Below are 25,052 nucleotides of genomic sequence, written 5' to 3'. Positions count from 1 at the left end.
TGGTATAAGTGGAACCTACCCTGTGAACCCCATTTCCAAGATGAACTCTGAACACCCCCTATTTACGATATAATCAGGGCAGAAGGCTTGTTTCAATTCCAATAGTTCCCCCTTCACTGGTGCAAACGGTAAATAGTTAAAGAATGAAGAATTCATCGCCCCCAAACCATTGCAAAATATGATGGCTTGATACTTGATGCCTTTGTATACCCAATGCCCCTCCTCTTTTCTCAATTCATGTTCTTCAAAATATTCTTTTTGAAGGTTCTCTGCAAAATACTTTTGCATGGCGTCGAGGAAAACATTTATTTTCAACCATCCCGATTGCTTGAGCAACACCCCTCCAAATGAATCATTCAACGAATCACTTTGGCTTTCGGTATAGATCTCCTTCAAATAAATTTGGAATCCTTCATCCGCACTATGCCCCATCCATTCATTCTGTTCTTCAATGGATAAAAAAGGCCTATAAATAGGTTGTTCCATCAAAAACGATTCGCCTGTAACTTCCTCCAGTCCCTTGTAAAACGAATGAAGTTCAGGAAATAAATAATCTGCATTCCAGGTCTTTACCATCTTTCTCCCTGTCACTGGATTAAATAGGCCAGCAGCTACCCTGCTTGACTGATTTCCTGAGGGTTGATCGATAATTCTTATACTTTTACCGGATTTTATCAAACGATATCCCAGCGCTGTTCCTGCTAGCCCTTGACCAATCAGTAAAAAATCAATTTCCATGGCTCAAATTAAAGGTATAATTCTTTATTTTGTTGCCTTAGTACAGACAAATCCTATGCTTTACATCAAGTCTTTTACATTTAATCCTTTCCAGGAAAACACCTACCTGCTTTATGATGAATCAGGACAAGGGGCTATTATAGATCCGGGGTGTTATGAAGATTCTGAAAAACAAGAGCTTGAGAATTTTATTCAACAAAATAACATCGCTGTAAAGCAAATCCTAAATACCCATTGTCATATTGACCATGTGTTAGGAAATACCTGGGCAAAACGTACTTTTGGCGTTCCTTTACTCATTCATGAAAAAGAAATCCCTGTAATCAAATCTGTGGAAGTGTACGCTCCTAATTATGGGTTTCATATGTATGAAGGAAGCGAACCGGATGGTTTTCTGGTGGAGGGAAATGAAATCAAAATTGGCGTTGAAACTTTGAAAATTTTATTTGTTCCAGGCCATGCGCCTGGACATGTGGTGTTTTACCATGAGGATTCAAAGCAGGCAATTGCTGGAGATACTCTTTTCAAAGGAAGTATAGGTAGAACAGACCTTCCTGGAGGAAACCACAACCAATTGATCAGTAAAATCAAATCGGTATTATTCAGACTACCAGAGGAAACGATCATTTACCCTGGCCATGGTCCACAGACTACCATAGGTTTTGAAAAAATCAACAACCCATTCGTGGGACAAAGAGCAATGCTTTGAATATCAAGTCACATATCCCTAACACGGTCACTCTTTTAAATTTACTATCCGGTCTAATTGGGATCGTGTGGGTTTTGGACGGAAATATTCTTTCTGGTGCCTGGTTTATCCTACTGGCTGCATTTCTTGATTTTATAGATGGATTTGCAGCCAGGCTCTTGAAAGTTCAGGGGGAATTGGGTAAACAGTTAGATTCATTGGCGGATCTGGTTTCATTCGGTGTACTTCCTGGCTTTATCCTTTTTGCAATGGCCAAAAGCACCAGTCAAATTGAATGGCTTCCATATGGTACTTTGATACTTCCCTTATTTTCCGCCCTGAGGTTGGCTAAATTTAATCTAGATGACCGGCAGTCAGACCGGTTTATTGGGGTCCCTACTCCTGCTGCAGCATTATTTGTGGCCACTTTACCTCATTTTGCTATCCAATGGACAAAGATTGGTACTGTGATTACCTCCCCATTTTTCTTGGTTGGAATTGCACTAACCTTATCCATCCTGTTGGTTTCTGAAATTCCTTTGATCGCACTGAAGTTCAAATCTTTCGCATTTTCTAAGAATATTTTCAGGTATGCGCTAATCACTCTCAGCATCCTTCTATTTGTTTGGTTGGGGCTTGCTGGTATCCCATTGATTATCCTTGCGTATATTGGGTTATCAGTGGTTGAAAATGCAACGAGTAGTGAATGAGACTTTTGATAAAAAAGCTAATAGTTATCCTAGCCATCAGCATCTCTTTTTCTTGGGATGTGTTTTCCCAAAGCCAATTCTATTCCATAAAAATAGCTGAATCGGGAATTTTTAAACTGGAGGAGGAAGACGCTAAAAAACTAGGAGCTAATTCATTGTCAGACATCGCCTTCTTTGGGTATCCAGGCATGCTCCCCCAACCACTTCAAGAAGAACAGTTAGCCAAACAAGAAATCCCAAGTTTCATCCAGAATGGAGTCCTTTATATCTATTTAGAAGGACCACATGTATTTGAGAAAGACGATCGCTCCCATTGGAACTATCAGCATCATCTATATGCAGATAGTTTAAGTTATTTAATTGGGGTTGGAAGCAGAACAAAAGACGTATCTGCCCAAGAACTTCCTGAATCACTATCAGGTCCACTATCGCTCTATCAATTGATTCCATTCAAAGGGGAAGAAAACAATATTCTGAATTCAGGAAGGACTTGGTATTCGGAAGCTATTTTACCCCAAAGCTCGAGAACTATCTCTGTTTTCCAAGAAGCAGGAAATTCAGATCATTGGAAATTATTTGGAACTTTAATGAGTAGTTCCACTACTCCTTCTTCCATTTCTATCCTGTTAGATGATCAGGAAGGGTATGAGGCTTCATTTGAAGCCATCCCCTCTACCACTTATGGAATCAAAGGAATTGAGGATCAGTTTTCTTTTGAATTTTCACCCATGGAGGGTCGACTGGATCGAATCCGCACCAGCTTCAAATCTGCAGATCAAAGTGCAACTGGATATTGGGATTATATATGTGTAGGAATCCCATTTTCAAGTCAAACCCTTAGCCAAGGAATTTATTATAATTGGAATTCCGAAAGCTTTTCCTTGGTTAAAGCCACCCAGTTTTCTTATTGGGATGTAAGTGATTTTTTTAGACCGCAACGCTTAGAGTTCGCACTCAATACTGAAGTGAAAACCGATAAACTCATCGTCTTTAACCCTGAAGAAGTACCTGCTTTAAGCCATTTTAAATCAATTAACAACGAGTTAAATGAATCCAATAATTCTGCGGAATTAATAATCATTGCACCCAAGATCTTTTCATTTTCAGCTGAAAAGCTAAAATCTCACAAAATCCAGCTCGGAATTCCTACTGAAGTAGTATGGATCGAGGAGATAGTCGATCATTTCGGATATGGTAACCGGGACCTGACAGCTATCCGGAATTTTATTGCCAGTAGGTATCATCATTCCAATTCCTTAAAAAATGTCTTGCTCTTTGGAAAAGGGACATTTGATTACAAAGGAAAATTGGGAGGACGGCCTAACCTCATCCCCACTTATTCAAGCCGAAATAGCCTAAACCCATTAACTACCTATAATTCTGACGATTACTTCGGGATGTTGGAAATTGGCCAAGGTAATTGGGGAGAAAGCTCAGAGGAAGATGAAATGATGCAAATTGGAGTGGGACGACTTCCAGTTATCAGCAAAGAAGAGGCATTAGCTGTGGTCAATAAAATAATTGACTATGAAAATAACCATGAACCAGGTTTTTGGAAACAGGGCATTTCGTTTTTAGTAGATGACGGTGATAACAACATTCATATGCGGGATGCTGAAAAGCACTCCCAGTATCTCGAAGAAAATTATCCCTTCATCCAACAAAAAAAACTTTACCTAGACAGCTATGAACAGGTAACAGAAGGGATAAACCAAAAGTCCCCTCAAGCAATTTCTGCTTTGGAAAAAACATTAGAAGAGGGAACCCTCATTCTCAATTTTATAGGGCATGGAAACGAGACCTCCTTGACTGCAGAAGAAGTATTTTCAGTTGCTGATATCAGGAATTGGCCCAAACAAAAGAATTTAGCTTTATGGGTCACCGCCACTTGTGAGTTCGGAAGGCAAGACAGTCCATTTTTTAGATCAGCGGCAGAAGAACTACTTATTGCTTCGGATAGAGGTGCCATCGGTATTTTGAGTACAGGGAGACCCGTATTTTCAAGTGTAAACTTCTCCGTCAATGAGGCCTTCATCCAAGAAGCATTTCAATCCAATTCTTCAGGATACCAGGATCTTGGTACTATTTTTAAAAACACTAAAAACAAGAGCTTGAAGGGGCCATTCAATAGAAATTTCTCCTTGATAGGTGATCCAAGCCTTAAATTGGTGAAACCTGAGCTAAAAGTGGATTTAATATCCATCGAGGATAAAGCAGGAAATACCCTAAGTTCACTTCTTTCAGGACAAGCTCTCATTTTAAAAAATGCGATCATTGATCCAGTGAGCGGAGCCAAACAAATTGGGTACAATGGAAACTTTCAAATTGAAATTTGGGGTAGGCAATCTGACAAAAAAAGCTTTGGAGATGAGAATCCACCTTTTTCTTACAATGAAACAGAGGTGATGCTATTCAGAGGGGAAGGAAGTGTTTTAAATGGAGAGCTCACAACTGAAATTTTTATTCCGAGGAACTTAGGTGAAAAAGAATACCCGGCCAGAATCAGAATTATCGCATTGGAAAGCGAATCTAACTTCGAGGCTTTTGGAACGGAATCGGTTCTCGCGATAGAATCAAACGAAACCGAATTAGATAGGGAAGGTCCTTCCATCCAACTACAATTAAATGGGTTAGACCCTGTTTCAAATTCTTTCCCTTCCAAATCACTTTTTGCTCATATTGACTTGGAGGATAGGAGCGGAATAGATATTTCTGGTCTCTTGCCTGAACGTCAACTTTCCGTGGAGATCAACGGGGGTGCCCCCATGTACTTAAACCGGGAGTTTATTGCCCGAAATAACAGGTTCGAAAGTGGGTACATCGAAATTTTATTGGAAGGATTTGTTGAAGGGAAAAATGAGATTCTGATTAATGCTTGGGATAATTTGGGAAATCAAAGTAACTTAAGTGTATCGTTTTTTGTGAAAGGAAGTAAACAGTTGAAAATCCTGAACCACAAAACGTATCCTAACCCCACGAATGAGGTTAGTAACTTTATTTTAGAGCACAATAGACCAGGTGAAAATTTTCAAATTACAATTTCTATATATCAAACTACAGGTCAGGCAATATTTACTGAATCACTTCGTTTGACCAAGGCATCCGCTAGGATTGATGATTTATCATGGATATTTTTACAAAACCAATCAAAATATCCCGCAAAAGGAACTTATATTTACAAATTAACGCTTCAATCTGAAACCGACAATTCAACGGCTACAGTTAGCGGTCAAATCGTTATTAAATGAAAATAATGGCCATTAGAAACAGGATAAACATACTCCTAATAGTTTTTACCCTGGCTAGTTTTACAACCTCTGCTCAAAACAGCAGCATCATATCAGGTCAAGATCCAACTAGGCGGGTAATCACTACAGCTGTGCCATTTTTAAATTTTGCACCTGACTCTCGGCATTCTGCCATGGGGGATGCTGGGGTGGCTACCTCTCCGGATGCTAATTCAGCTCACTGGAATTCTGGGAAACTTGCTTTTGTGGAAGATAAAACGGGCTTTTCATTATCCTATTCTCCTTGGCTTGGAAAGCTTGTAAATGATATGTCATTAAGTTATTTGACAGGCTTTGTGAAAATAGATGAGGTCTCTGCATTTGGATTCGAGTTGAGATACTTCAATATGGGCGATATAGAATTGACAGATGGAAGGGGAAATCCATTGGGTGAATTCAACCCTCGTGACATTGCGATTGGAGGTACTTATTCAAGAAAACTTTCATCTAACCTCGCGTTGGGTATTTCTGCCAGATTTATCCATTCCAATCTTTCTGGAAACATTTCTTCTTCGGGAGGAAATGAAAGTAGACCAGGGATCAGCGTAGGTACAGATGTGGGTCTTTATTATCAAAAACCAATCTTTGCTGGTGCAAAAGAAGGCACCTGGTCCTGGGGTGTGAACATTTCCAATATTGGACCAAAAATCACCTACAATAGTGCAGATGATTTAGATTATATTCCTACTAACTTTCGAATTGGTACCGCTTATTCATTGGATTTAGATCCAATGAACACCCTAACTTTTGCATTGGATTTTAATAAGTTATTGGTTCCAACGCCCCCTTATTACGAAACCAATGAAGATGGCACATTGGTGACAGATGAAGATGGTAATTTGGTAATTGCCCAAGGAAAAGATCCCAACCGGCCTTTAATTTCAGGGATGTTTGGCTCGTTTGCAGATGCCCCCGGAGGCTTTTCTGAGGAAATTCAAGAAGTGACGGTCTCTTTTGGGGTAGAATATACCTATGCTGAAAAATTCAATTTAAGAACCGGTTACTTTTTTGAAAACCAAAGCAAAGGTGGTAGAAAATATTTCACCATGGGCTTGGGATTTGATTTAAAGAGAATAGGATTTGATTTCTCTTATTTAGTTCCTCAAAAGCAAAACCATCCATTAGCAGAAACGCTAAGATTCTCTCTTCTTTATACCATTCCGAATTAAAAATGCCATTAGATAGGTCCAAAGCTCCTGAATTTAGAATTCGGAGGATTTTGAACTTACTCCTCCATTTGAAACTAAGTTGGATAATGGTGCGAAGTTATTTTTCAATAATACTCCCAATCTGGATGTTGTAAAAATAGAAGTCATAGGAAAAGGGCGGAAAGCATCCCTCCCATTATCCCAGAATTTAATCCCTTCATTTACCTTGGTTCTCCTTCAGGAAGGACTCAAAGGAATGTCTGGTGAAGAGATCGCGGAATTCTTCGATTTTCACGCAAGCGAGGTCAACCCAATACTTTCTTTTTCCCATGAGGGATTGGGGTTGTTAACTACCAAAAAACACCTGGAAAAAGTCCTTCCTGTATTTATTGACTTATTTTCTGAAGCCACATTCCCTTTGGACTCATTAGAAAAGCGGAAGTCGCAAAAGAGGCTAGCCTTAAAACTGGAAAAAGAAAAAACTTCTGTAAGAGCCGGACAGCTTTTCAGAAAGGCTTTATTTGGACCGGAACATCCCTATGGATTAGAACCAAAAGCCTCCCATTTAGATGAAGTAACACCTGATCGATTAAAATTCTATTATGAGGAATTACTCTGGCAGGAAATAGAAATCTTTATAAGTGGGAATTTTTCAGAACAAGAATTAAATGGTCTAGAAATAGATCTTTCCAGAATCCCGAATAGGAAACCTACCGAGGAGCTTCTTTTCCCTGAAGTCATTACTAATTTTCAATGGATAGAATCACGTGATAATGCAGTACAAAGTAGCATTAGAATGGGAAACTTTTCCATCCCAAAATCACATCCTGATTTTATAGGACTCTCTGTGCTTAACACCATTTTAGGAGGTTATTTTGGATCTCGATTAATCAAAAATATACGGGAAGACAAAGGGCATACCTATGGAATATTTTCCAGTCTGGCAGAAATTGGTGACTTTGAATATTGGGTAATCTCAGCGGATGTACAAAAGGCTTTTTACCAAGAAGTAATCGATGAAATTTACTTTGAAATCAATAAACTGGTAGAAGAACCTGTTGCTAAAGATGAATTAGAGGTCGTTCGAAATTACATGATTGGGCAGATGTTGAGCCGTTTTAGCTCTGCTTTTGATGTCATGGACAGATTTAGGGCTGTTCATCACTCAGGCTTGGATTTATCTTATTATTTCGACAAACTTTCTTATCTAAAAACATTTCAATCTGAGGATTTACTCAAACTGTCTCAAAAGTATTACCAAAACAAAAAGCTAATAGAGGTAGTGGTGGGTTAACCGATTCTGGTATAAAGCCAGGATAAATCAAACTTAAACCTTGCCCAGAGTTTATAGATCAGTAAAGTTAAACTTTTCAGGTGAATCTCTTCTCCCAATGCAATAAAACCAGTTGCTACTTCAAAATTTGCAGACCATAAAGCGTGTTTAAGCTCGAATAAAATCCGCTTACCCAAGGCTTTCATTTCAGAAGGCGTTTCGTTCATATTTTTAATTTTCTTACAAACCATCAAGGTGCTTGGGAGCATTTTCGATTCATAAGGTATATACTGCCTGCTTGATAAGGAATTGGAAAGCTTTCGCTTCAGGACTCCCACATGATCCGAGAATACCAAGGGATATTTTCTGGCCAAGCGAACTTGGATGTCAAAATCCTCATAGGTCAAGTTTTCGTCATATCCTCCTTCTTTTAGCAGAATAGCCCGATCAAAAACAATGGTAGGCGAACAGATATAATAGCTTTGGACCAGAATTTCATAGATATGATTCACCTCTATTTCATGGACTAAGTCCCCTCCTGTCTTCCGATCATAAAATGTTTTAACCACTCCATCCTCATCCAAAATATAGGCATCCGAAAACACGAATGCCGCATCTCTTGAAAGCTCCAACATTTTTACCGACAAAGAGAGGTGATCTGGATATAGCACATCATCACCTGACAAATCCACTACATATTGACTGTTGGAGTTCTTAATCGCCTGGTTAAAAAGAGCCAGGTAAGATTGTGGTTCTTGATTAGAAATCAATTCCACCTTCAAGTTTCCTGCACTTTCCTTAATCCACTTTTCAATTACTTGTAGAGAGTCGTCCGTGCTCCCATTTTCAATAATGATCAATTCCTTTTGAGGGTAATCCTGCAATCGCACACTTTCCAAACATTCCTCTATCCAATCTTCATGATTGAAGCAGATACAGATCACAGAAACCAATTTACCTCTTCTCATACTTATAGATTTTTTACCCAGGTCTCTTTGTTTGAAATATCATTCGAGAATTTTGACTTAAAAAACATCAATGGATGGTTTATCTCATCTCCCAAATCCGAGGAGCCTAAATCGATCAATTTAACTTTCTCATCATTGGCCAATTTAAACAGATTTGCCAGCAATAATTCACCCCCATTTTTGATGGAAGAGTGAGGGTTAATTGCTGAAAGAAAATAATAGATGGAATCCGAAAATAGCTTTACTGCTAAACAGTGGGCCACAGGTTTTTCTGCCTCTAGAATGCTGATTAAAAAATATCGATCCGGATACTCTGATACTTGCATGATAATCCTGTTATCATCCAATTGAAATTCATAGCCCCGTTCTACGTTCCAATGACGGATTTCCTTCAAAAATTAAAATTGCCTATCGAATTAATGCTTGTAGAAATAGCCCGAGATTGAGTCTTTTTTTGATACCGAGCGTATTCCTGCTGAACCCATTTCTTTATTTTCTTCCTGCCCAAAAAGAATTGATGGCTCAAGATACTCGTTAACTCAAAACCTTGTTTTTGTAAAAGGTAAGCGATTAAATCATGGTTCTCTTCGTAGGGTTTGGGAGCACAAATAATTTCTATTTTTCTAACCCCTCTATTTTTCAAAGTATCCAGTACCATTTGAATAAAACATTCCAATGATTCTGTATGTAATTTTTCTAAAATAAATATCCCTCCAAAAGGGGTCATGGGTAGTGAACTTGCTACTAAGTTTGAATCAATTGAAAAAGTGATCCATGCTTTTCTCTTTCCTTTCTTTTCCCAGAAAAAATCTAATGCCACTACCTCCCCACTTCCTGAAATATTGGATAATAAATAATCCTTTTTGCATCTTTCAGAGGGTTGAACAATTAGTTCAAATTCTTTACTGATTTCTGTATTGATAGTTTTCAAAGTCTTGTTTATTCCTAATAAAATCATCTTCAGAAAACGCTTGATCACAGAGTCCAAGTAACACAGAACCTTTGGAGAAAATAACTGAAACCCAATTTAAAGGAGGAATGAACAACCCTTTTGAAGAAGACTCCAATTTAAATTTAAATAGTTCCCCGCTTACATGGGTCACCTCTACTTCTAAAACTCCAGCTAGGGCGATGATTACTTGAGATTCTTGATAATGCGCATGGTTACCTCTAGACTCCCCTGCTTTCACTTCCGATATCCAAAAGCATCGTTCTATTCCAGATGGAAAGAGCGTCCGATTATCCCAATAAGTTAATTTCCCTGTCTCTGATACATGACCTGGCAAGTCAATTAAGTAAGGTAATTTTTTTGCAATCAATTCTATCCTCTTTATGAAATCTCAATTAATTAAAATTAATAGAAATCAGACGGATTCAAGGTTACTGAATAGTTAAATTTCTAATTTAGCCATTCAATAATCTTCAAATACCATCTCAATCCGTATGCATTTAGAGGACTTAGATGATTCTTATTTAACCATCAAAAGGCCGAGCGAGGGACTTTACAAGGATCGAAGTAGTAAGTTCTTTTATTTTGCTTTTCCAGTCAGAAGTGAAGAGGAAATAAAAGACCATCTCGCTGAATTGAGAAAGACTTATTATGATGCCAGGCATCATTGCTATGCCTATGTGCTTGGCAAAGAAGCAACTACCTTTCGTGCTGTAGATGATGGAGAACCTAACCATTCTGCGGGAGACCCTATTTTAGGCCAGATCCGATCAAATAACCTGACCAATATCCTCATCGTGGTGGTCAGGTACTTTGGGGGCACAAAACTTGGCATGAGTGGCTTGATCCAGGCTTATAAGACTTCTGCAGCATTAGCGATCGAAGAAAATGAGATCATTGAAGAACAAGTTTTATCCTCGGTGAAAATCAAATTTTCTTATCCTGCGATGAATGAGGTCATGAAATTGGTGAAAACCCATGAATTGGAAATCATTCATCAGGAATTGATGCTGGACTGCAAAATGTCTCTGGAGTATAGAAAAGGAATTGAAGAGCAGTTATTAGAAAGTTTAGAAGAAATAGAGTCTCTAGAAATCATTTCTTAAAAAGAGGGTCCAAATAACCTTCCTTTTTTAATTTTTCAAAAATCTCCAAACAAGCCCATGCATCTGTGGCTGCATACCGTTTTTGCTTTTCAGTGAGTTCTTCAGCTTCCCAATTTGAAACTTGTTCTGCTTTGGAGATCCTGATTTTCAAGACCATCCCACAAAGATTTCTAACCCCTACATTATGGAATCCTACTTTCTTTAATTCATCATTCAAATCAAAAAAGATTGAGGATAAAAAGAATCCGTCAGTTTTGCCAGGCCTTTTAAATCATCATGGACGGCTGCTCCGACCTTTACAATGGATTCTTTTTCTAACACATTTCTCAAAGCATCTGGAAAGCTCCCAATATTATTTAACCTAAATAGGAACGCTTGAGTTGAAGTAGATAATTGAAGTAACGCGACCGGGTTAATCACCCCTCTTCGAAAAGCAGGCTTTGTTTCCGTATCAAAACCAATGATCCTTTGCTTTGCCAAAAATTCGGCAGCCTCTTCTACATCTTCTATATCATCGATTAAAAACATTTCCCCTTCAAACTGGCCTAGGGGCAACTGGTTAATCTCATCTTTACTTATCCTTAAAGGGATCATACTAAACTTCTTCTTTCTCGTAATACGTTATTCCAATTTTAAGATACCCATATAAAATGGTCATAAACGGGCTAATAATATTAAAAAAGCAAAAGGGTGCATACGTTAAGGTTGCCACGCCCAATACTGAAGCTTGAGTAGCGCCACAAGTATTCCAAGGCACCAATACGGAGGTTACTGTCGCTGAATCCTCCAAGGTTCGGCTTAGATTTTCGGGTTTAAGTCCCCTCTTCTTATATACATCGGCATACATTCTTCCAGGAACCAAAATCGCCAGATATTGATCAGAGGTAGTGATGTTAAAAAACACGCAGGTAGCTGCAGTAGAGGCAATCAAAGAACCTACTCGATGTACTTTTTTGATAATGGCCTCTGCCAATACTCTCAACATTCCGCTTTCTTCCATTATCCCTCCAAATACCATGGCGCAAACTATCAACCAAATGGTATTCAGCATTCCTGCCATTCCTCCCGTCACCAACAATTCATTGACGACATCATTACTGGTAACCACACTGATTTCTCCATACAGTGACATCATTACTGCTTTGAAACCTTGATAGGCATAAGATCCATCTTCAGCAGCAATCAAGGAAATGATTTGGGGTTGGAAGATCAAGGCAAAAACTCCCCTAACAAGGCTCCGGTTAGCAAGGCAGGAATTGCCGGCACTTTTTTATGATCATCCCTAATACCACCAAAGGAACAATAAACAACCAACCATTCACATTGAACCGTTCTAAAATTACGGCAGAGATTGCTTTCACATCCTCAACGGAGCCAACCGTTTCATAATTAAACCCAACCACTATAAAAATGATTAGGGTGATTGTAATAGAGGGTACTGTCGTTTTGGCCATGTACCTGATATGGGTAAATAAATCTGTACCAGCCATTGCAGGCGCCAAATTGGTGGTGTCTGACAAAGGAGACATTTTATCTCCAAAGTAAGCTCCGGATATAATCGCCCCGGCTATGATTCCTTCCTCAAAGCCAAGTGCCTTCCCTATTCCTAAGAGTGCTACACCTACTGTAGCAACAGTGGTCCAACTACTTCCCGTGGCAATAGATACGATAGCACTTACCACACAAGCTGCAAAAAGGAAAATGGTGGGGTTCAAAATCTGTAAACCATAATAAATCATGGCTGGAACAATTCCACTTAAAAGCCAAGTTCCTGCAAGTGCCCCTATCAAGAATAAAATTAATATACTTGACATGGCAGCACTGATGCTTTTTACAATCCCGTCTTGCAAGGTCTCCCACCTAAAGCCTAATCTAAAAATTGAAACCAAGGCAGCAACCGTGGCAGATAAAATCAGTACAATTTGATTGGAACCAGATAAACCATCCGTTCCAAAAACCTGGATATTTAAGACAAGTAATACTATTAAAAAAATTAAGGGGATAAGGGCGTCAAAAACCTTAGGGGCACGTATAGTTCCTTCCATTAACAGCTGGTATGTGAATTTAAGTGTTGAATCTAATCAAAAAATATCATTTTATTTTTTGGAAATCAGCTTTGCCAGCTCTTTTCCTACTTGCCAACCGATCGCAACCCCCATTCCTCCTAGCCTTACAGCAACACTTGCTTTTTTTCCTACCTGCTGAATAATAGGCGTTTTCTTTTCTCCAAAAGCCATGATCCCAGTCCATTCCTTTTCCCAGACAATTTCTTTTTCAGGAAAAATCACCTCATGTGCTAACTTATTGAGATGCGATTTTATTTTTTGATTGATTTCAAATGCGGTGGAATTCTCCCCTTCAAAATCTATGTTTCGAGCTCCTCCCAACAATAACCTTCCATCTACCTTTCGGAAATAAACATACCCTTTATCCATATGAAAACTACCTTTCCATGGAATTTCGAAAGTTAATGGTTCTGACACCATCACCAACCCTCTTCCTGGTTCCAAAGTAGTATCAGGTAACAATTGCTTGGTAAATGCATTGGTGCAGATCGCCAATTCCTTCCCTTTCATTTCAAATTGACCTTGATCCCAAGTATTCTCCACAGAGATTACTCCTGAATCCAACTCTATATTCTTGACATTCACTCCACTGATAATCCTAACTCCCCATTTACCCGCCAACCTCCACAAGCTAGTGAGGTACATTCCCGGATCAAGTTCACCTTCAAATTTATTTTGGATTACCATTTTCACTTTGGAAGAAAAACCCAATCGATCATGATTGGAAACGATGGAAAACACCTCCTTTTTAAATAGAGGTTGAAGCATTTTATTGATCTCGTCCATGCGATCCGCAGCTGGCAATTGGCTTTCCTCTAAGAGTTCAAACCCATTTGAAGCCTGATAATTTAAAGCCTTGTCCCCAAATTTTTTCCGAATTTGCTGCAGCCCCCGATACCTTTTTTTAACCAAACCCAATACCTCCGCTTGGGACATATTCTCCAAATCATCCAATATTTCCGTGAGGCTACCAAAACATGCAAAACCTGCGTTTTTTGAACTTGCCCCACTTGGGAATGCGCCTCTTTCAAGCACTGCTACTTTTGCTTTGGGATGTTTCTTTTGAAAGTGAATGGCAGTAGACAGCCCGACAAAACCGGCCCCAATCACGATCAAGTCGTATTTCAAAAATTTTTATTCTCCCAGTAGCTAAACATTTCTTTTTTCCTCCTTAAATGATCAATTGATTTATTAATTTGATGAAACTTGTTGATAAATACCCAAAATGCCATGAGAAAAATAGATGCATTATTGGAGGAATACGGCTTAAGCCATCAAAACCAAACCAATAAATTTATACATTGGATCTGCGTACCATCCATATTTTTCAGTATCGTAGGCCTGATCTATTCGATACCTTCCGAGAGCCTGCATGACTTTGCTCCGTTTTTAGAAGATTTTGCCAATTGGGCCACTTTGGCTTTGGCTGTGGTCTTGATTTATTATGTATCGCTTTCTCCTCCACTGGCCCTTGGGATGTTCTTCTTTTCTGCCATGTGTTTGGCTTTGGCTAATTTTCTCAGTTTGGAATTTCCTGGAAAATTATGGCTGATCAGTTTGGCAATTTTTGCGATTGCTTGGGTATTCCAGTTTTGGGGGCATAAAATCGAAGGGAAAAAACCATCTTTTCTCAAAGACATCCAATTCTTATTGATTGGTCCTGCATGGCTGATGCATTTCATCTACAAGAAAATTGGAATCGCCTATTGAATAGAATCTGTGGACTGAGAGTTGTGCGAATCCTCAAAAATCTCTTCCAAGCGTTTGAGGCTTTGTTGATTTTTCAAGGTGTATATACTTGCGAGAATAGACTTTTTCTCTCTTGCCGTTAATCTCCAGTTTAAAGATGCCCGCTGCATGGTTTCTTGGCTACCACTTAATTCCCCAGGCTGTACCTTTTCTGGTGCATATTCAAATTCGACTTTTTCCAGTTCAAAAGGCATTGACTCATCCATGTAATTAAACAACACTTCATTTTGAATCGTCTGCACGTTATCCCAATTCGAGTAAATATTTTTTAATGGAATGAATATTTTCTCCAAGATTTTGGAAGGATCCGTAGGGGAATTTCTGTGGATTTTTCAGAATCCCGAATGGTAATTAATACCACCCCGGAAGTGTTCTCAGAAATCCATTTTTGAAAAACGTAAATAAACCGAAGTGCATCTTGCACTCCAAAATTATCCGATAAGCCCGTGTCCATGGTCTCCATTTCAGGAATGGAAGGCAATTGGACATTTGGAGTAATAAAAGGGAACGTGGCACTCATTCTCAAGGCAGATAAAAAGCGAAGGTTTTCAGGATCATGATCATGAAAAAACCGAACAAAATCGATGGATTGCTTTTTTCATCTTTCCCACTTTTACCAAGAACTGAGGTTCCAAGATAGGACATGGAATTAGGAGAAATCACCAATTTTCTTCCATCATTGGTGATCAATGAGGTTACAGGAAGCATTGGGATTCGTGCAGATTGTTCAGGCTCTTTATAAGCAGAAATGGGTTTATCCAGTACCCCTTCTGTATTGAGGTTTAACTGATTTTCAAAGGCATAGCCTCTGTCCTTTAAATGCTTATATCCTCGGTATTCAAAGTATTGATTTCGAATTAATAAATCATTGACCAATAGGGTGAAAATGATAGGGTTTAAATTGTCCGCAGATATTTGATTCAGATATTTCGGATCCATTGGATCTACTGAAGAGTCCGATTGAGACCGAAGGTAAATCTCCCTAAAAAAGGCCTCTCCTATCACCCCTCCTGAGGCACCTGTAAATAACTCTGTATGTCGGATCACCTCACCCTGTTGAATAGTATAGATGGATTGAAGAACATGAAAAGTCCAAAGTGATGCTCTTTGTCCTCCACCACTTGCTGCGACAATTACCAGTTTTGGTTTCTCTTCCTCAGGGAATTTATTTTTCCAATTAGTCAAGGTTTTGATGGTTCTCGCTCGATCTTTGGCAACCGTATCCGGGTGTAAAAGTTGATTAAGCCTTTGTAGATTATACAGTTCCGGTTTGATTGAATAATTGATCCCGAATGCCTCATGGGGCCTATTTAAAAAAGAAAAATTGGAGAAATAGTTGACCAGAAACAATATAGCAATGACGGCTACAGTAGACCATTTTCTCAACCAGAAACTAACAGCCCCTACTAGCATCACAAGGATAGCCAATAACAGCGTCACACTCATTGCTGCAGGAAATTGAAGGATGGGATTCTCTTTAAATACCCCCAGAAACAATACAAACAGGATGAGAAATACCTGAATTAAAAATAGATTCAAGTGATTTTGATCGAATACCCTAAGCAATTTAGTCCCTTCAAATCTGGAGATATCCGGACGAACCTTTTCAAATTTCAAGTTCAAGTTTAGGTAGTACAATACCTTATCTTGTTTGGACTTCAGCTCCTTGTACTGACTGATGACATTGGCCCGTGTAAGCCGGACCTTTCTAAGCCGCTTATCCACTGAGCCCGCAAAAAGAATAAAAAGTCCTTATTGGTGAATGAGAAATACCCGAAGATCAATGCGTAGGACAATAAACTTCCCCAGTGAAGCCCAGGAAATAATGAAAAACAAACCATTCTGAAGGTAAATCATTCCCTAATTGAAATACAATAAATTTGATGCAATAAATGGAATAAAATATGGTAGGGACAATGGAGTTGTTTATGCAAAAATGAATAAAGGGTTTTGATAGTACCGCCAAAAATTTGAATTGGCTTCCATCCATGATATAGGTAGTCATATGGAACGCCATCGTCAACACCGCAAAACCAATCCCCATCATCATAAAGCTTACCCAAGATACCTGATGCAAATATTCTGGGTCTAGAAAAAGGAAGGGAATCCCTAACATGACCCCAAACTTTTCTAGGATAATCCCCAAGAGCACTACCCATATCAAAATAAGGGCAAGATTTTTTCTCAGATGAAGAAGTAAAAGTTGTACTGGAAAACTATACCAGATTTTTTCTCGCATACTTTACTATTTGTTTTCAATTTACAGCTTTTATCAAACCTGAACCAATTCCACAGGAAAAGGAAAACTAAAAATCCAGATTAAAAAAATACAGAATCTATATCATTTATTTTCAATCATTTAATCTAAAACCTAACTAAACAGAAAGTACTTTTAACATGAATCTTATGGTTGTTCAAATGATAAGATTTAGATTCACACTTCAAAATAATGAATGATGAGAACTTGGTTTTTGTGTAAAGTAAAATATGCGAAGGAGAATGAAGAAGGGTTGTTAAAAAACATCTCTGAACAGTATTTGGTAGATGCTGTTTCATTCACAGAAGCGGAAGCAATAATATATGACCGTCTGGGATCCCAAATTAGAGGAGATTTCCAAGTTACCAGTTTAAGCAAGAGTAACATTGTGGATGTCTTTTTCTTCGAGGACGCCGATATCTGGTATAAATGTAAAGTATCCTATCTAGTTTCTGATGGAGATAGCGGTAAGGAGAAAAAAGTCACTCAATACATGATTGTGACTGCTTCTGACGTCAAAGAAGCCTATGATAGAATTCAAGAAAGCTTAAGTAATATGTTGGTGAGCTTTAGAGTACCCGATATTGTGGAAAGCCCAATTGTAGAGGTTTTCCCATATGAGAAAGATGAGATAGCGGAACAATTGCCGGAAGGAAATTTCAAACCACTTTCTGAAGTTCAGGGAACTGAAGAATAAAAAATAAGGGCCTTGAAGTATCAAGGCCCTTTTTAATTTCAAGAAATTAAGGTCAATCCTCCACTTCTTCCACCTGCACTATTTCATACATATCTTTTCCATCTTCTTGGACAGGCATATAATACGTATCACCTATTTTGACATACGTTTGATCTCCGACTTTCACCTCTTCCCCTCCTTCGGGTAAAGCGTCCACCACTGCACCTGCTGGTGGTGGAACTACCGTATAGCCTCCATCACTTTTTTCATAAAAGGTTCCCCCATAATAATAATTGTTTACAGTCGGACTCACTTCCACCTCTTTTGATTCTTTAGGGATCACTTTTACAGTCGCCCCTTGAGGAGCTTCCACTACTACATATCCATCATCAGTTTCCACATAAAATACCCCTTCATCATAATTGTAATCCTGATTTTCAATGGATACTATGATCGCGGTAGTTGCTAAGGCTGCTACAAAAATCCCCATGGATGCCAAACTGGCCCCCAATAATAGGGTCTGTAGGGATGATAATAATAGGGTCTGAACCAACTAAACCCGAATCCACCCCAGATATAGGGAGGCCTAGGATAAGGTCTATATGGGGGTCTGTAGGGACGGTAATTCCGAACATGATTATTTCGGACATTGACATTGTTTCTATTGATGGTAATATTGTTGTTGATGGTATTTCGATTACCTCCTCGATTAGTTGAAGAGTTATTTCGAATATTGGACACCTTACTATCATTGTTCCTGTCCCTTGTTACTTTATTTGAACCTCCATTTAAGGTGGGCCGTGAACTGGAATTTTTTGGTCGAGTATTCTCCCGGGTATTCATAGAAGGCCGCGTAGAAGGTCTAGTTGTAGGTCTTGTAGCAGGCCTAGTGGAAGGCCTTGTGGAAGGTCTTGACGGGGGCCTACTCATCTGTCTAGATGGAGCTTGTCGCGTGGTCGCCGGTCTTGCACCAGCTCTACCCGCTCCTGCTCTCATTCTTTGCGCTTGGGCTATGTCGGAAATGAATATCATACCTATCAACCCAAAACCCAGGACCAAAATTTTAATGCTTAACTTTTCCATTGCTCAATTTCGTTAACTAGTTAATTCTGGCTCATCCAGGTAATTTGTTTTGCACTTGGTGGGGGAGAAAATTCAAATATGGAATCCGGATAATCTTGATTGATTTCCCAATCCGAGAAGTCCGTTTCATGCTGATTCGCATAAGGCCCATCAAAATAGGTAATGAGTGTTTTGATGGGCAGAAAATAAGAATCATCAGAAATCCATAGTTGTATTGTAATCGACTCATTGCTTCCAGCAATATGAAAAGCTCGCTTTCCGTCTACTTGAGCTATTCCCAAAAATTCCACATTATCCATCTGTTCAGTAAAATCTTTGGAAAAGCTGGGATATAAAAAGTCAGCAGTTGTTAATTCAATCCCAAAATCGGTATATAACCAATCAATGGTTTCGATCAGATTATCTGGAGCATCTGCCACGGTATAGATATTATTTTGATAGGAATAATAAGTGACCTGCTCCCCATTATAGGAATATAAATCCTCTTTGTTTTCCCCGTGAATCCGGGCCGAAAGTTTATTAGGCCCCTTAATTTTCACATCGGTACTTGAAAAAACCTTGATAAAAAAATCCTCTGCATATACTACATCCTTTGATACGCTGGATGTAAATCCCAAACTATTTAACTCTCCGAAAATGGAACTCATCCTATCTAAGATAATGACGGCAGTGGTATCTATGCTTTTCTCTTGGGCTTTAGCGATTTCAAAAACCAGTAAAAGCATAAGCCCAAAACATAACTTTTTCAACATATTACTTGATTTAAATATGAAAAATAAAATCAAGATAAAGATTCTTTTAATTAAATTCTATTATTCCAGTCATTCAAGCGCCGTAATTTGATGGGTGATCACAAATTGAATTAAATCTTCTACAGGTATAGCTGCACGCTGAGAAGCATCCTGAATATCCTCCCGACTCACTTGTGCGGCAAAAGTTTTATCCTTCAATCGCTTTTTGACTCCTTTGACTTCCATTCCCTCGTATCCTGTAGGACGCATCAAAGAATAAGCATGTACGAATCCACTTAATTCATCAAAAGCATATAACATTTTGTCCATTTCAGATTCAGGCTCTACCCCAAAATACCGAGGTCCATGAGAGGCAATGGCCCTTATCATTCCTGGATCTAAATTTCTGGACTCTAATTCTTCAATTATTTTCTTACAGTGCTGTTCGGGCCATTGATCCCAATCGGCATCATGAAGCAGGCCTGCCAAATACCAGAGATGTTGAACTTGATCCGGGTAGTTTTTACTTTCCGCAAATTTTTTCATTAAATGCCCTACTTGAAGCATATGAACTTTTAATTTTTCATTTTTCACCCATTCATCCAATAGAGCAAGTGCTTCCTCATTTGACATCGCATTCCCAGCATTTTGAGGATTTCCAAAACTATTTCTATTTAAATTCAACGACTCTTGATTCATTTCAAATATATTTTTTTGTATTTTAAATTATAATTTATGTAATTAGATGCAAAATTTGTTAATTTTATAAATGAACGAGGTCAAAGCTTTAGAACTATTAGCCCAAGCAGCCATCACTTCGGAGTATTTCATGCAGGTGACCATGGATAAGACTGGCTTAGTTCTAAGTTCTGATTCAGGCATTGGACCTATTCCATCACTTTTTGACAAAACCGAAAAACCAGTTCATTTTGCTGACTGTTTCCTCTCTTCAGATTGGATAAAGTATGAAAATAATAGAATAAAAGCTTGGCATCATCACCAGCAATCATTTCTGGTAGATCTTCAGAAAATTAACTATCCATCCGGAAATTTAATAAAAACCAAATGGGAGTTTTTTTTCATTTCAGAGGATTTTGGTACCTGTTTAGGAATTGGTCATCCTGTAGACCCCATTAAGCCATACAATATAAGGTTGGGAGATTTTATGGATAGTGATGAGTCTTCCTCTGAAATTATCGACACCCTTTTGGAAGATAAATTATTGGGGTTTTGGGAATTCAATCCTTTTGAAAAGGTAAATACCATCAGCTCTGGTCTAGCCCAAACCTTAGGGTACTCGGAAGAAGAAATAGAAACAAAAGGCAAAATTTCTTGGGAGAAACACATCCATCAGGAAGATTATCGATTATTAACTCAAGAACTAACCCTTCATTTTAAATCCCCAGGAAGTATCCCCTTTAAGAAAGAGTTTAGGTTAGTCTCTAAAAGAAATCAGACCATATGGGTAATCGCTTTCGGAAAAACCATCCAATGGACCATGGAAGGAATGCCTAAAAAAGTGCAAGGAATTATTTTGGATATTACAGAAAAGAAAAACAGGACCTTTGGATGAAGGAACACCAATATTTTTGAAAGAATTGGCATTCCAGCAATCCCACACCCTTCGTGCTAGAGTGGCCAATATCTTAGGACTAATTGATATTTTGGATATAGAACAGCAATCAATAGAATCCAAGCGCATATTGGACATCATCAAAAAAGAAACAGTTCAGCTTGATCAAGCGCTGAAAAAAAGCATCAAAGAGTCTGTGAATCAAAATAAAAATTTTGAAAAGGATTCAGACTCTCTTTCTTCTATTCAAAGTGACCTTAAAAGTTCCTGATTTTCCATTTGGATTTTAAATAGCCCCAAATCACTTTGGGGCTTAGTGCTTTTTTCCTCTTGATACTTCCATCATGTCCCACATTTCCTCAGGGATTTGGTCCAAATTATTAAATTCGCCTGCACCTTTTAGCCACTCACCCCCATCAATGGTGATTACCTCCCCATTGACATAAGACGAAAAATCAGAAACTAAATAAGCTGCTAAATTGGCCAACTCCTGATGTTCTCCCACTCTACCAACAGGCACTTTTTAGCGGGATCAAATTTCTTTACCAAATCACCAGGCAACAACCTACTCCAAGCTCCTTCTGTCGGAAATGGACCAGGAGCAATGGCATTGGAGCGGATTCCATACTTTGCCCATTCCACCGCCAAAGATCTAGTCAAAGCTAGAACTCCTGCTTTTGCAGCTGCTGAGGGAACAACATAACCGGAACCTGTCCAGGCATAAGTGGTCACAATATTTAAGAATATTCCTTTTTGCTTACGCTCAATCCAGCTTTTTCCTGCTGTTAAAGTCACTTGAGAGGTGCCTTTTAGTACAATATCCAACACGGTATTAAATGCGTTGGTTGACAACCTTTCTGTGGGGCTGATGAAATTTCCTGCGGCATTGTTTAAGACCACATCGATCTGCCCCAATTCTGACAATGCAGCAGTCCACATGGCTTCAACCTGTTCAATATCCCGGACATCACAAGCCAAAGGAATTACTTTCCCTCCTTTTTGAGACATCATTTCATTTGCAGTCTCCTGCAGTATCTCCAACTTTCTCGAAGTAATCACCAGATTCGCCCCCAGTTCCAAAAAATACTCCCCCATTGATTTCCCCAATCCAGTTCCTCCTCCTGTAATGAGAATATTCTTTCCTTTTAAGGCTCCTTCTTTGAGCATGCCATCTAAATAATTCATACTTATTTTGGATTCATTCCTACCCAAGATAGGCATTCGGCCTAGTAATTGAAAGGAAGAATTGTTCGCAAAAAGATTCTAATTTTACAGCAGTAGTTTACGCATGAAAAGATTCAACTTTTTCCTGATCCTTTTAAGTATCGCATTCGGTTCCTGCCAGGAAGATGCCGATAAAGTTATTCGCACAGATTTGCCCACGGAGGCCAATCAGCTTTTTGATCTCAGCACTGCTTGGAGCGAAAGTTTATACTTTGCTTTACTTTCATTTGATGAATACCAAGGGATGGATACGACCAATACACTACCAGGCTGCCCTGAATTATTGGTGGAAGAGGATACACGAAAAGTATGGTTGAATTTTGATACAGAAAACGAATGTCAACAGGCTAGAAATGATAAAAGATCTGGGAAAATCGTGCTAGAATATGCACTTTCAGAAAGTAACTCCGCCTCATGGGCTCTAGAGTATGACGATTATTCCTTCAATGGAAGTAGTATCAGAGGGATCCGGAACTTTAAAAAGGAAAGCTCCAATCAAATTATTGAAAACTTTAATCCCTTGACCATCACCTCAGAGAAAAAGCTTACACATGTCTTCTCGGGTGATATAAAACATTCAGGGGGTACGGCAGTTTCCAGTGGCATTGGCTTTATCTCCGGAGGAAACCTCCATGGAGTGAATCCGGCAGGAAGGGATTTCAACATCGAAATCCCATTTGATAGGTTGATGCTTTCTTCCTGCTTCCAGGAAAACAAATTGGTACCCGTAGCAGGCTCTGAAGTTTGGAGTATTAGCCGGGGAGCAACCAAAAATGTCACCTATCAACTGCAATATGAATTATTGGATTCCTGTAATGTAGCAGCAAATGTTATACTGCCAGATGGAAGATCCCTGCTCTTGAACCCATAAAAAAAGGCAGCCATAGGGCTGCCTTTTCATTTATATCAATCCTTGATTAATATCTGTAGTATTCAGGTTTGAATGGTCCTTCTACCGTCACACCGATATATTCAGCTTGTTCTTGAGAAAGAGTTTCAAGTTCAACTCCTAGTTTTGCCAAGTGCAAGGCTGCAACTTTTTCATCTAAATGCTTTGGAAGCACATATACTCCAGGCTTATAGTCTTCACTATTTTGCCATAATTCAAGCTGCGCCAAAGTCTGGTTAGTAAAGGAGTTTGACATCACGAAGGAAGGGTGTCCTGTGGCACAACCTAAATTCACCAATCTACCTTCAGCCAATACAATGATTTCTTTACCATCTAGATCATACAAGTCAACCTGAGGCTTAATGACATTTTTAGTGTGGCCATAATTCTTATTCAACCAAGCCATGTCAATTTCATTGTCAAAATGGCCGATGTTACAAACAATTGCCTTGTCCTTCATTCCTTTGAAATGCGCTTCAGAAAGAATGTCTTTGTTACCAGTAGCAGTAACAATGATGTCTGCTTCTTTCACAGCATCCACCATTTTCTTGACAGCATAACCATCCATTGCAGCTTGAAGCGCACAAATTGGGTCAATTTCGGTAACAATCACCCTTGCACCAGCACCTCTTAGAGAAGCAGCAGAACCTTTACCTACATCACCATATCCAGCCACAACAGCAACTTTTCCTGCCATCATCACATCAGTTGCTCTTCTAATCGCATCAACTAAAGATTCTTTGCAACCATACTTATTATCAAATTTAGACTTGGTAACAGAATCGTTTACGTTGATCGCAGGCATAGGAAGCGTACCATTCTTCATTCTTTCATATAATCTATGAACACCAGTAGTAGTCTCCTCAGAAAGACCTTTGATTCCAGCAACCAATTCAGGATACTGATCCAACACCATATTGGTCAAATCACCACCATCATCCAAAATCATATTTAGAGGCTTACGATCTTCACCAAAGAACAAGGTTTGCTCGATACACCAATCAAACTCTTCTTCAGTTAAGCCTTTCCAAGCATAAACGGAGATCCCTGCAGCAGCAATAGCAGCAGCTGCATGATCCTGTGTAGAAAAATATTACAAGAAGACCAAGTAACCTCTGCCCCTAACTCCACTAAGGTCTCTATCAATACTGCAGTTTGAATTGTCATGTGTAGACAACCTGCAATTCTCGCATTTTTCAATGGCTTGGATGCTCCAAATTCTTCGCGAAGAGCCATCAATCCTGGCATTTCAGCTTCCGCTAATTTGATTTCTTTTCTTCCCCACTCAGCTAAAGAAATATCTTTAACCTTGTACTTTACGTATTTTTCAGATTTAGTTTCTGACATAATATTGATAGTTAACGAATTAAATTCTTTTAAAAACTCGGGCAAAGGTACCGTTTAAAATTCGGATTCTAAAATTCTAACCCTATTCCAAAAACATCACTTCCTTCAAATCGAAGTTTTGAATTTCTCCAGAATCCAACCTTATAATTAGCTTACCGAATGAATCTATTCCAGTAATCTCTCCCCAAAACTTTTCTCCTTTCGACTCAAATGGAGCACGTTGTTCCCTTAGATACAAATGATTTAGATAGGCGTTTTTAATTTCCTTTTCCTTGCCACGCTTCAAAGACAAATAACTTTGCTCGATTCTAGTAATCAATACTCTGAAAAGCTCATTTAGGTCAAAAATGTTTTCAGTAATTTTAGCTAAAGAAGTAGCCTTGATGTTTAAGAATGATTTTTGATTGATGTTCAAGCCTACACCCACAATGGCATGCTCCCAAGAGTTTCCAGAAAAAGTGTTTTCTATTAAAATCCCTCCTATTTTCCCTTCCCCTGGAATTAAAACGTCATTTGGCCATTTCACTTTTACCACTGGCAAATAATCTTCTAAAAAATACGAACTCCATTCGCTATACTCATGTTCAATA

The 25,052-nt window shown here is 38.8% G+C and carries 26 protein-coding genes and 4 pseudogenes; 11 read left to right on the top strand and 19 right to left on the bottom strand.

From position 1 onward, the window contains the following. Positions 1–15 precede the first annotated feature (15 nt). A complete protein-coding gene (locus V8V91_RS22630) occupies positions 16–738 on the bottom strand; it encodes an FAD-dependent oxidoreductase (protein ID WP_373397339.1) in 723 nt (240 codons plus the stop codon). Between V8V91_RS22630 and V8V91_RS22625 the strand changes: the two genes are divergently transcribed. From V8V91_RS22625 to V8V91_RS22605, 5 genes are all read left to right on the top strand, one after another. Next, positions 737–1,447 carry an MBL fold metallo-hydrolase gene (locus tag V8V91_RS22625; RefSeq protein ID WP_373397338.1) on the top strand — a complete coding sequence of 237 codons (711 nt, stop codon included), beginning with the start codon at positions 737–739 and terminating at the stop codon, positions 1,445–1,447. The two genes, V8V91_RS22630 and V8V91_RS22625, sit on opposite strands and share 2 nt — an antisense overlap. Beyond that, complete coding sequence (gene pssA / locus V8V91_RS22620) at positions 1,444–2,136, top strand: CDP-diacylglycerol--serine O-phosphatidyltransferase (RefSeq protein WP_373397337.1); 693 nt, start codon at positions 1,444–1,446, stop codon at positions 2,134–2,136. Before V8V91_RS22625 ends, pssA begins: the two co-directional genes overlap by 4 nt. Continuing rightward, positions 2,133–5,384: a type IX secretion system sortase PorU gene (gene porU / locus V8V91_RS22615; RefSeq protein ID WP_373397336.1), complete on the top strand. Its 3,252-nt coding sequence runs from the start codon at positions 2,133–2,135 to the stop codon at positions 5,382–5,384. Before pssA ends, porU begins: the two co-directional genes overlap by 4 nt. Continuing rightward, positions 5,381–6,592, top strand: coding sequence for a type IX secretion system outer membrane channel protein PorV (porV, locus tag V8V91_RS22610; protein WP_373397335.1), 1,212 nt, complete (start codon positions 5,381–5,383; stop codon positions 6,590–6,592). Before porU ends, porV begins: the two co-directional genes overlap by 4 nt. Before the next feature lie 79 nt (positions 6,593–6,671). Continuing rightward, positions 6,672–7,865, top strand: a complete 1,194-nt coding sequence (locus V8V91_RS22605) for a M16 family metallopeptidase (RefSeq protein ID WP_373397334.1) — start codon at positions 6,672–6,674, stop codon at positions 7,863–7,865. Here the strand turns inward: V8V91_RS22605 and V8V91_RS22600 are convergent. The 4 genes from V8V91_RS22600 to V8V91_RS22585 are packed head-to-tail and all read right to left on the bottom strand — an operon-like array spanning position 7,862 to position 10,131. Next, entirely contained in the window at positions 7,862–8,812 is a 951-nt protein-coding gene (locus V8V91_RS22600; protein WP_373397333.1) for a glycosyltransferase, read from the bottom strand. The two genes, V8V91_RS22605 and V8V91_RS22600, sit on opposite strands and share 4 nt — an antisense overlap. Positions 8,813–8,814: 2 nt before the next feature. Continuing rightward, positions 8,815–9,207 (bottom strand): hypothetical protein, encoded by a 393-nt coding sequence (locus V8V91_RS22595; protein ID WP_373397332.1) that lies wholly within the window; start codon positions 9,205–9,207, stop codon positions 8,815–8,817. Then, entirely contained in the window at positions 9,204–9,743 is a 540-nt protein-coding gene (locus V8V91_RS22590) for a hypothetical protein (protein ID WP_373397331.1), read from the bottom strand. Before V8V91_RS22590 ends, V8V91_RS22595 begins: the two co-directional genes overlap by 4 nt. Further along, positions 9,715–10,131: an FdtA/QdtA family cupin domain-containing protein gene (locus V8V91_RS22585; protein WP_373397330.1), complete on the bottom strand. Its 417-nt coding sequence runs from the start codon at positions 10,129–10,131 to the stop codon at positions 9,715–9,717. The genes V8V91_RS22590 and V8V91_RS22585 overlap by 29 nt, the downstream gene beginning before the upstream one ends. A 124-nt stretch (positions 10,132–10,255) precedes the next feature. On the opposite strand from V8V91_RS22585, the gene V8V91_RS22580 reads away from it, so the two are divergent. Next, a complete protein-coding gene (locus tag V8V91_RS22580) occupies positions 10,256–10,867 on the top strand; it encodes a YigZ family protein (RefSeq protein ID WP_373397329.1) in 612 nt (203 codons plus the stop codon). Here the strand turns inward: V8V91_RS22580 and V8V91_RS22575 are convergent. From V8V91_RS22575 to V8V91_RS22560, 4 genes and pseudogenes are all read right to left on the bottom strand, one after another. Then, positions 10,857–11,084 (bottom strand): hypothetical protein, encoded by a 228-nt coding sequence (locus V8V91_RS22575; protein ID WP_373397328.1) that lies wholly within the window; start codon positions 11,082–11,084, stop codon positions 10,857–10,859. The genes V8V91_RS22580 and V8V91_RS22575 overlap by 11 nt on opposite strands. Then, positions 11,081–11,461 (bottom strand): hypothetical protein, encoded by a 381-nt coding sequence (locus tag V8V91_RS22570; protein WP_373397326.1) that lies wholly within the window; start codon positions 11,459–11,461, stop codon positions 11,081–11,083. The genes V8V91_RS22575 and V8V91_RS22570 overlap by 4 nt, the downstream gene beginning before the upstream one ends. Position 11,462: 1 nt before the next feature. After that, a pseudogene (nhaC, locus tag V8V91_RS22565) lies at positions 11,463–12,912 on the bottom strand (Na+/H+ antiporter NhaC). 51 nt (positions 12,913–12,963) lie between these two features. Continuing rightward, positions 12,964–14,061, bottom strand: a complete 1,098-nt coding sequence (locus V8V91_RS22560; protein WP_373397325.1) for an NAD(P)/FAD-dependent oxidoreductase — start codon at positions 14,059–14,061, stop codon at positions 12,964–12,966. A gap of 102 nt (positions 14,062–14,163) precedes the next feature. Here V8V91_RS22560 and V8V91_RS22555 point away from each other — a divergent pair, with 102 nt between their 5' ends. Further along, on the top strand, positions 14,164–14,643 hold the full coding sequence (locus V8V91_RS22555; protein WP_373397324.1) for a DUF962 domain-containing protein: 480 nt from the start codon (positions 14,164–14,166) through the stop codon (positions 14,641–14,643). On the opposite strand, the gene V8V91_RS22550 is transcribed toward V8V91_RS22555, so the two are convergent. The 4 genes from V8V91_RS22550 to V8V91_RS22535 are packed head-to-tail and all read right to left on the bottom strand — an operon-like array spanning position 14,637 to position 16,921. Continuing rightward, positions 14,637–14,975, bottom strand: a complete 339-nt coding sequence (locus V8V91_RS22550; RefSeq protein WP_373397323.1) for a hypothetical protein — start codon at positions 14,973–14,975, stop codon at positions 14,637–14,639. The two genes, V8V91_RS22555 and V8V91_RS22550, sit on opposite strands and share 7 nt — an antisense overlap. Beyond that, the gene (locus V8V91_RS22545) at positions 14,951–15,202 is read right to left on the bottom strand and encodes a hypothetical protein (protein WP_373397322.1); all 252 of its coding nucleotides are present in this window, start codon (positions 15,200–15,202) and stop codon (positions 14,951–14,953) included. The genes V8V91_RS22550 and V8V91_RS22545 overlap by 25 nt, the downstream gene beginning before the upstream one ends. Positions 15,203–15,204: 2 nt before the next feature. After that, complete coding sequence (locus tag V8V91_RS22540; RefSeq protein ID WP_373397321.1) at positions 15,205–16,407, bottom strand: hypothetical protein; 1,203 nt, start codon at positions 16,405–16,407, stop codon at positions 15,205–15,207. Between the two features lie 55 nt (positions 16,408–16,462). Next, positions 16,463–16,921 (bottom strand): hypothetical protein, encoded by a 459-nt coding sequence (locus V8V91_RS22535; protein ID WP_373397320.1) that lies wholly within the window; start codon positions 16,919–16,921, stop codon positions 16,463–16,465. A gap of 232 nt (positions 16,922–17,153) precedes the next feature. Between V8V91_RS22535 and V8V91_RS22530 the strand changes: the two genes are divergently transcribed. Then, positions 17,154–17,636 (top strand): DUF4494 domain-containing protein, encoded by a 483-nt coding sequence (locus V8V91_RS22530; protein ID WP_373397319.1) that lies wholly within the window; start codon positions 17,154–17,156, stop codon positions 17,634–17,636. Positions 17,637–17,688: 52 nt separating this feature from the next. Here V8V91_RS22530 and V8V91_RS22525 read toward each other — a convergent pair. The 3 genes and pseudogenes from V8V91_RS22525 to V8V91_RS22515 form a co-directional block, all read right to left on the bottom strand. Further along, positions 17,689–18,458, bottom strand: a pseudogene (locus V8V91_RS22525) (DUF6515 family protein). Positions 18,459–18,718: 260 nt separating this feature from the next. Then, positions 18,719–19,423 (bottom strand): DUF2092 domain-containing protein, encoded by a 705-nt coding sequence (locus V8V91_RS22520; RefSeq protein ID WP_373397318.1) that lies wholly within the window; start codon positions 19,421–19,423, stop codon positions 18,719–18,721. A gap of 96 nt (positions 19,424–19,519) precedes the next feature. After that, the gene (locus tag V8V91_RS22515; RefSeq protein WP_373397317.1) at positions 19,520–20,128 is read right to left on the bottom strand and encodes a hydrolase; all 609 of its coding nucleotides are present in this window, start codon (positions 20,126–20,128) and stop codon (positions 19,520–19,522) included. Between the two features lie 70 nt (positions 20,129–20,198). Between V8V91_RS22515 and V8V91_RS22510 the strand changes: the two genes are divergently transcribed. After that, a complete protein-coding gene (locus V8V91_RS22510) occupies positions 20,199–21,002 on the top strand; it encodes a PAS domain-containing protein (RefSeq protein ID WP_373397316.1) in 804 nt (267 codons plus the stop codon). After that, positions 20,995–21,273 (top strand): hypothetical protein, encoded by a 279-nt coding sequence (locus V8V91_RS22505; RefSeq protein ID WP_373397315.1) that lies wholly within the window; start codon positions 20,995–20,997, stop codon positions 21,271–21,273. Before V8V91_RS22510 ends, V8V91_RS22505 begins: the two co-directional genes overlap by 8 nt. Before the next feature lie 42 nt (positions 21,274–21,315). Here the strand turns inward: V8V91_RS22505 and V8V91_RS22500 are convergent. Then, a pseudogene (locus V8V91_RS22500) lies at positions 21,316–22,187 on the bottom strand (SDR family oxidoreductase). 103 nt (positions 22,188–22,290) lie between these two features. Between V8V91_RS22500 and V8V91_RS22495 the strand changes: the two are divergent. Then, positions 22,291–23,097, top strand: a complete 807-nt coding sequence (locus V8V91_RS22495) for a hypothetical protein (protein ID WP_373397314.1) — start codon at positions 22,291–22,293, stop codon at positions 23,095–23,097. Between the two features lie 46 nt (positions 23,098–23,143). Here the strand turns inward: V8V91_RS22495 and ahcY are convergent. Together ahcY and V8V91_RS22485 are read right to left on the bottom strand one after the other, a co-directional pair. Next, a pseudogene (ahcY, locus tag V8V91_RS22490) lies at positions 23,144–24,462 on the bottom strand (adenosylhomocysteinase). 82 nt (positions 24,463–24,544) lie between these two features. Beyond that, positions 24,545–24,997: a biotin--[acetyl-CoA-carboxylase] ligase gene (locus V8V91_RS22485; protein ID WP_373400788.1), complete on the bottom strand. Its 453-nt coding sequence runs from the start codon at positions 24,995–24,997 to the stop codon at positions 24,545–24,547. Positions 24,998–25,052 lie beyond the last annotated feature (55 nt).

This window comes from Algoriphagus halophilus (assembly GCF_041729275.1).
Taxonomy (GTDB): domain Bacteria; phylum Bacteroidota; class Bacteroidia; order Cytophagales; family Cyclobacteriaceae; genus Algoriphagus; species Algoriphagus halophilus_A.
This window is presented reverse-complemented; position numbering and strand designations above follow the sequence as displayed.

What these genes read in the sequence shown, in the direction of transcription:
- V8V91_RS22625 (WP_373397338.1), top strand. Translation starts at nt 737, where the DNA reads ATGGCTCAAATTAAAGGTATAATTCTTTATTTTGTTGCCTTAGTACAG.
- V8V91_RS22570 (WP_373397326.1), bottom strand. Translation starts at nt 11,461, where the DNA reads ATGATCCCTTTAAGGATAAGTAAAGATGAGATTAACCAGTTGCCCCTA.
- V8V91_RS22520 (WP_373397318.1), bottom strand. Translation starts at nt 19,423, where the DNA reads ATGCTTTTACTGGTTTTTGAAATCGCTAAAGCCCAAGAGAAAAGCATA.
- V8V91_RS22600 (WP_373397333.1), bottom strand. Translation starts at nt 8,812, where the DNA reads ATGAGAAGAGGTAAATTGGTTTCTGTGATCTGTATCTGCTTCAATCAT.
- V8V91_RS22510 (WP_373397316.1), top strand. Translation starts at nt 20,199, where the DNA reads ATGAACGAGGTCAAAGCTTTAGAACTATTAGCCCAAGCAGCCATCACT.
- V8V91_RS22545 (WP_373397322.1), bottom strand. Translation starts at nt 15,202, where the DNA reads ATGAGTGCCACGTTCCCTTTTATTACTCCAAATGTCCAATTGCCTTCC.
- V8V91_RS22515 (WP_373397317.1), bottom strand. Translation starts at nt 20,128, where the DNA reads ATGAATCAAGAGTCGTTGAATTTAAATAGAAATAGTTTTGGAAATCCT.
- porU (WP_373397336.1), top strand. Translation starts at nt 2,133, where the DNA reads ATGAGACTTTTGATAAAAAAGCTAATAGTTATCCTAGCCATCAGCATC.
- V8V91_RS22495 (WP_373397314.1), top strand. Translation starts at nt 22,291, where the DNA reads ATGAAAAGATTCAACTTTTTCCTGATCCTTTTAAGTATCGCATTCGGT.
- porV (WP_373397335.1), top strand. Translation starts at nt 5,381, where the DNA reads ATGAAAATAATGGCCATTAGAAACAGGATAAACATACTCCTAATAGTT.
- V8V91_RS22580 (WP_373397329.1), top strand. Translation starts at nt 10,256, where the DNA reads ATGCATTTAGAGGACTTAGATGATTCTTATTTAACCATCAAAAGGCCG.
- V8V91_RS22630 (WP_373397339.1), bottom strand. Translation starts at nt 738, where the DNA reads ATGGAAATTGATTTTTTACTGATTGGTCAAGGGCTAGCAGGAACAGCG.
- V8V91_RS22535 (WP_373397320.1), bottom strand. Translation starts at nt 16,921, where the DNA reads ATGCGAGAAAAAATCTGGTATAGTTTTCCAGTACAACTTTTACTTCTT.
- V8V91_RS22555 (WP_373397324.1), top strand. Translation starts at nt 14,164, where the DNA reads ATGAGAAAAATAGATGCATTATTGGAGGAATACGGCTTAAGCCATCAA.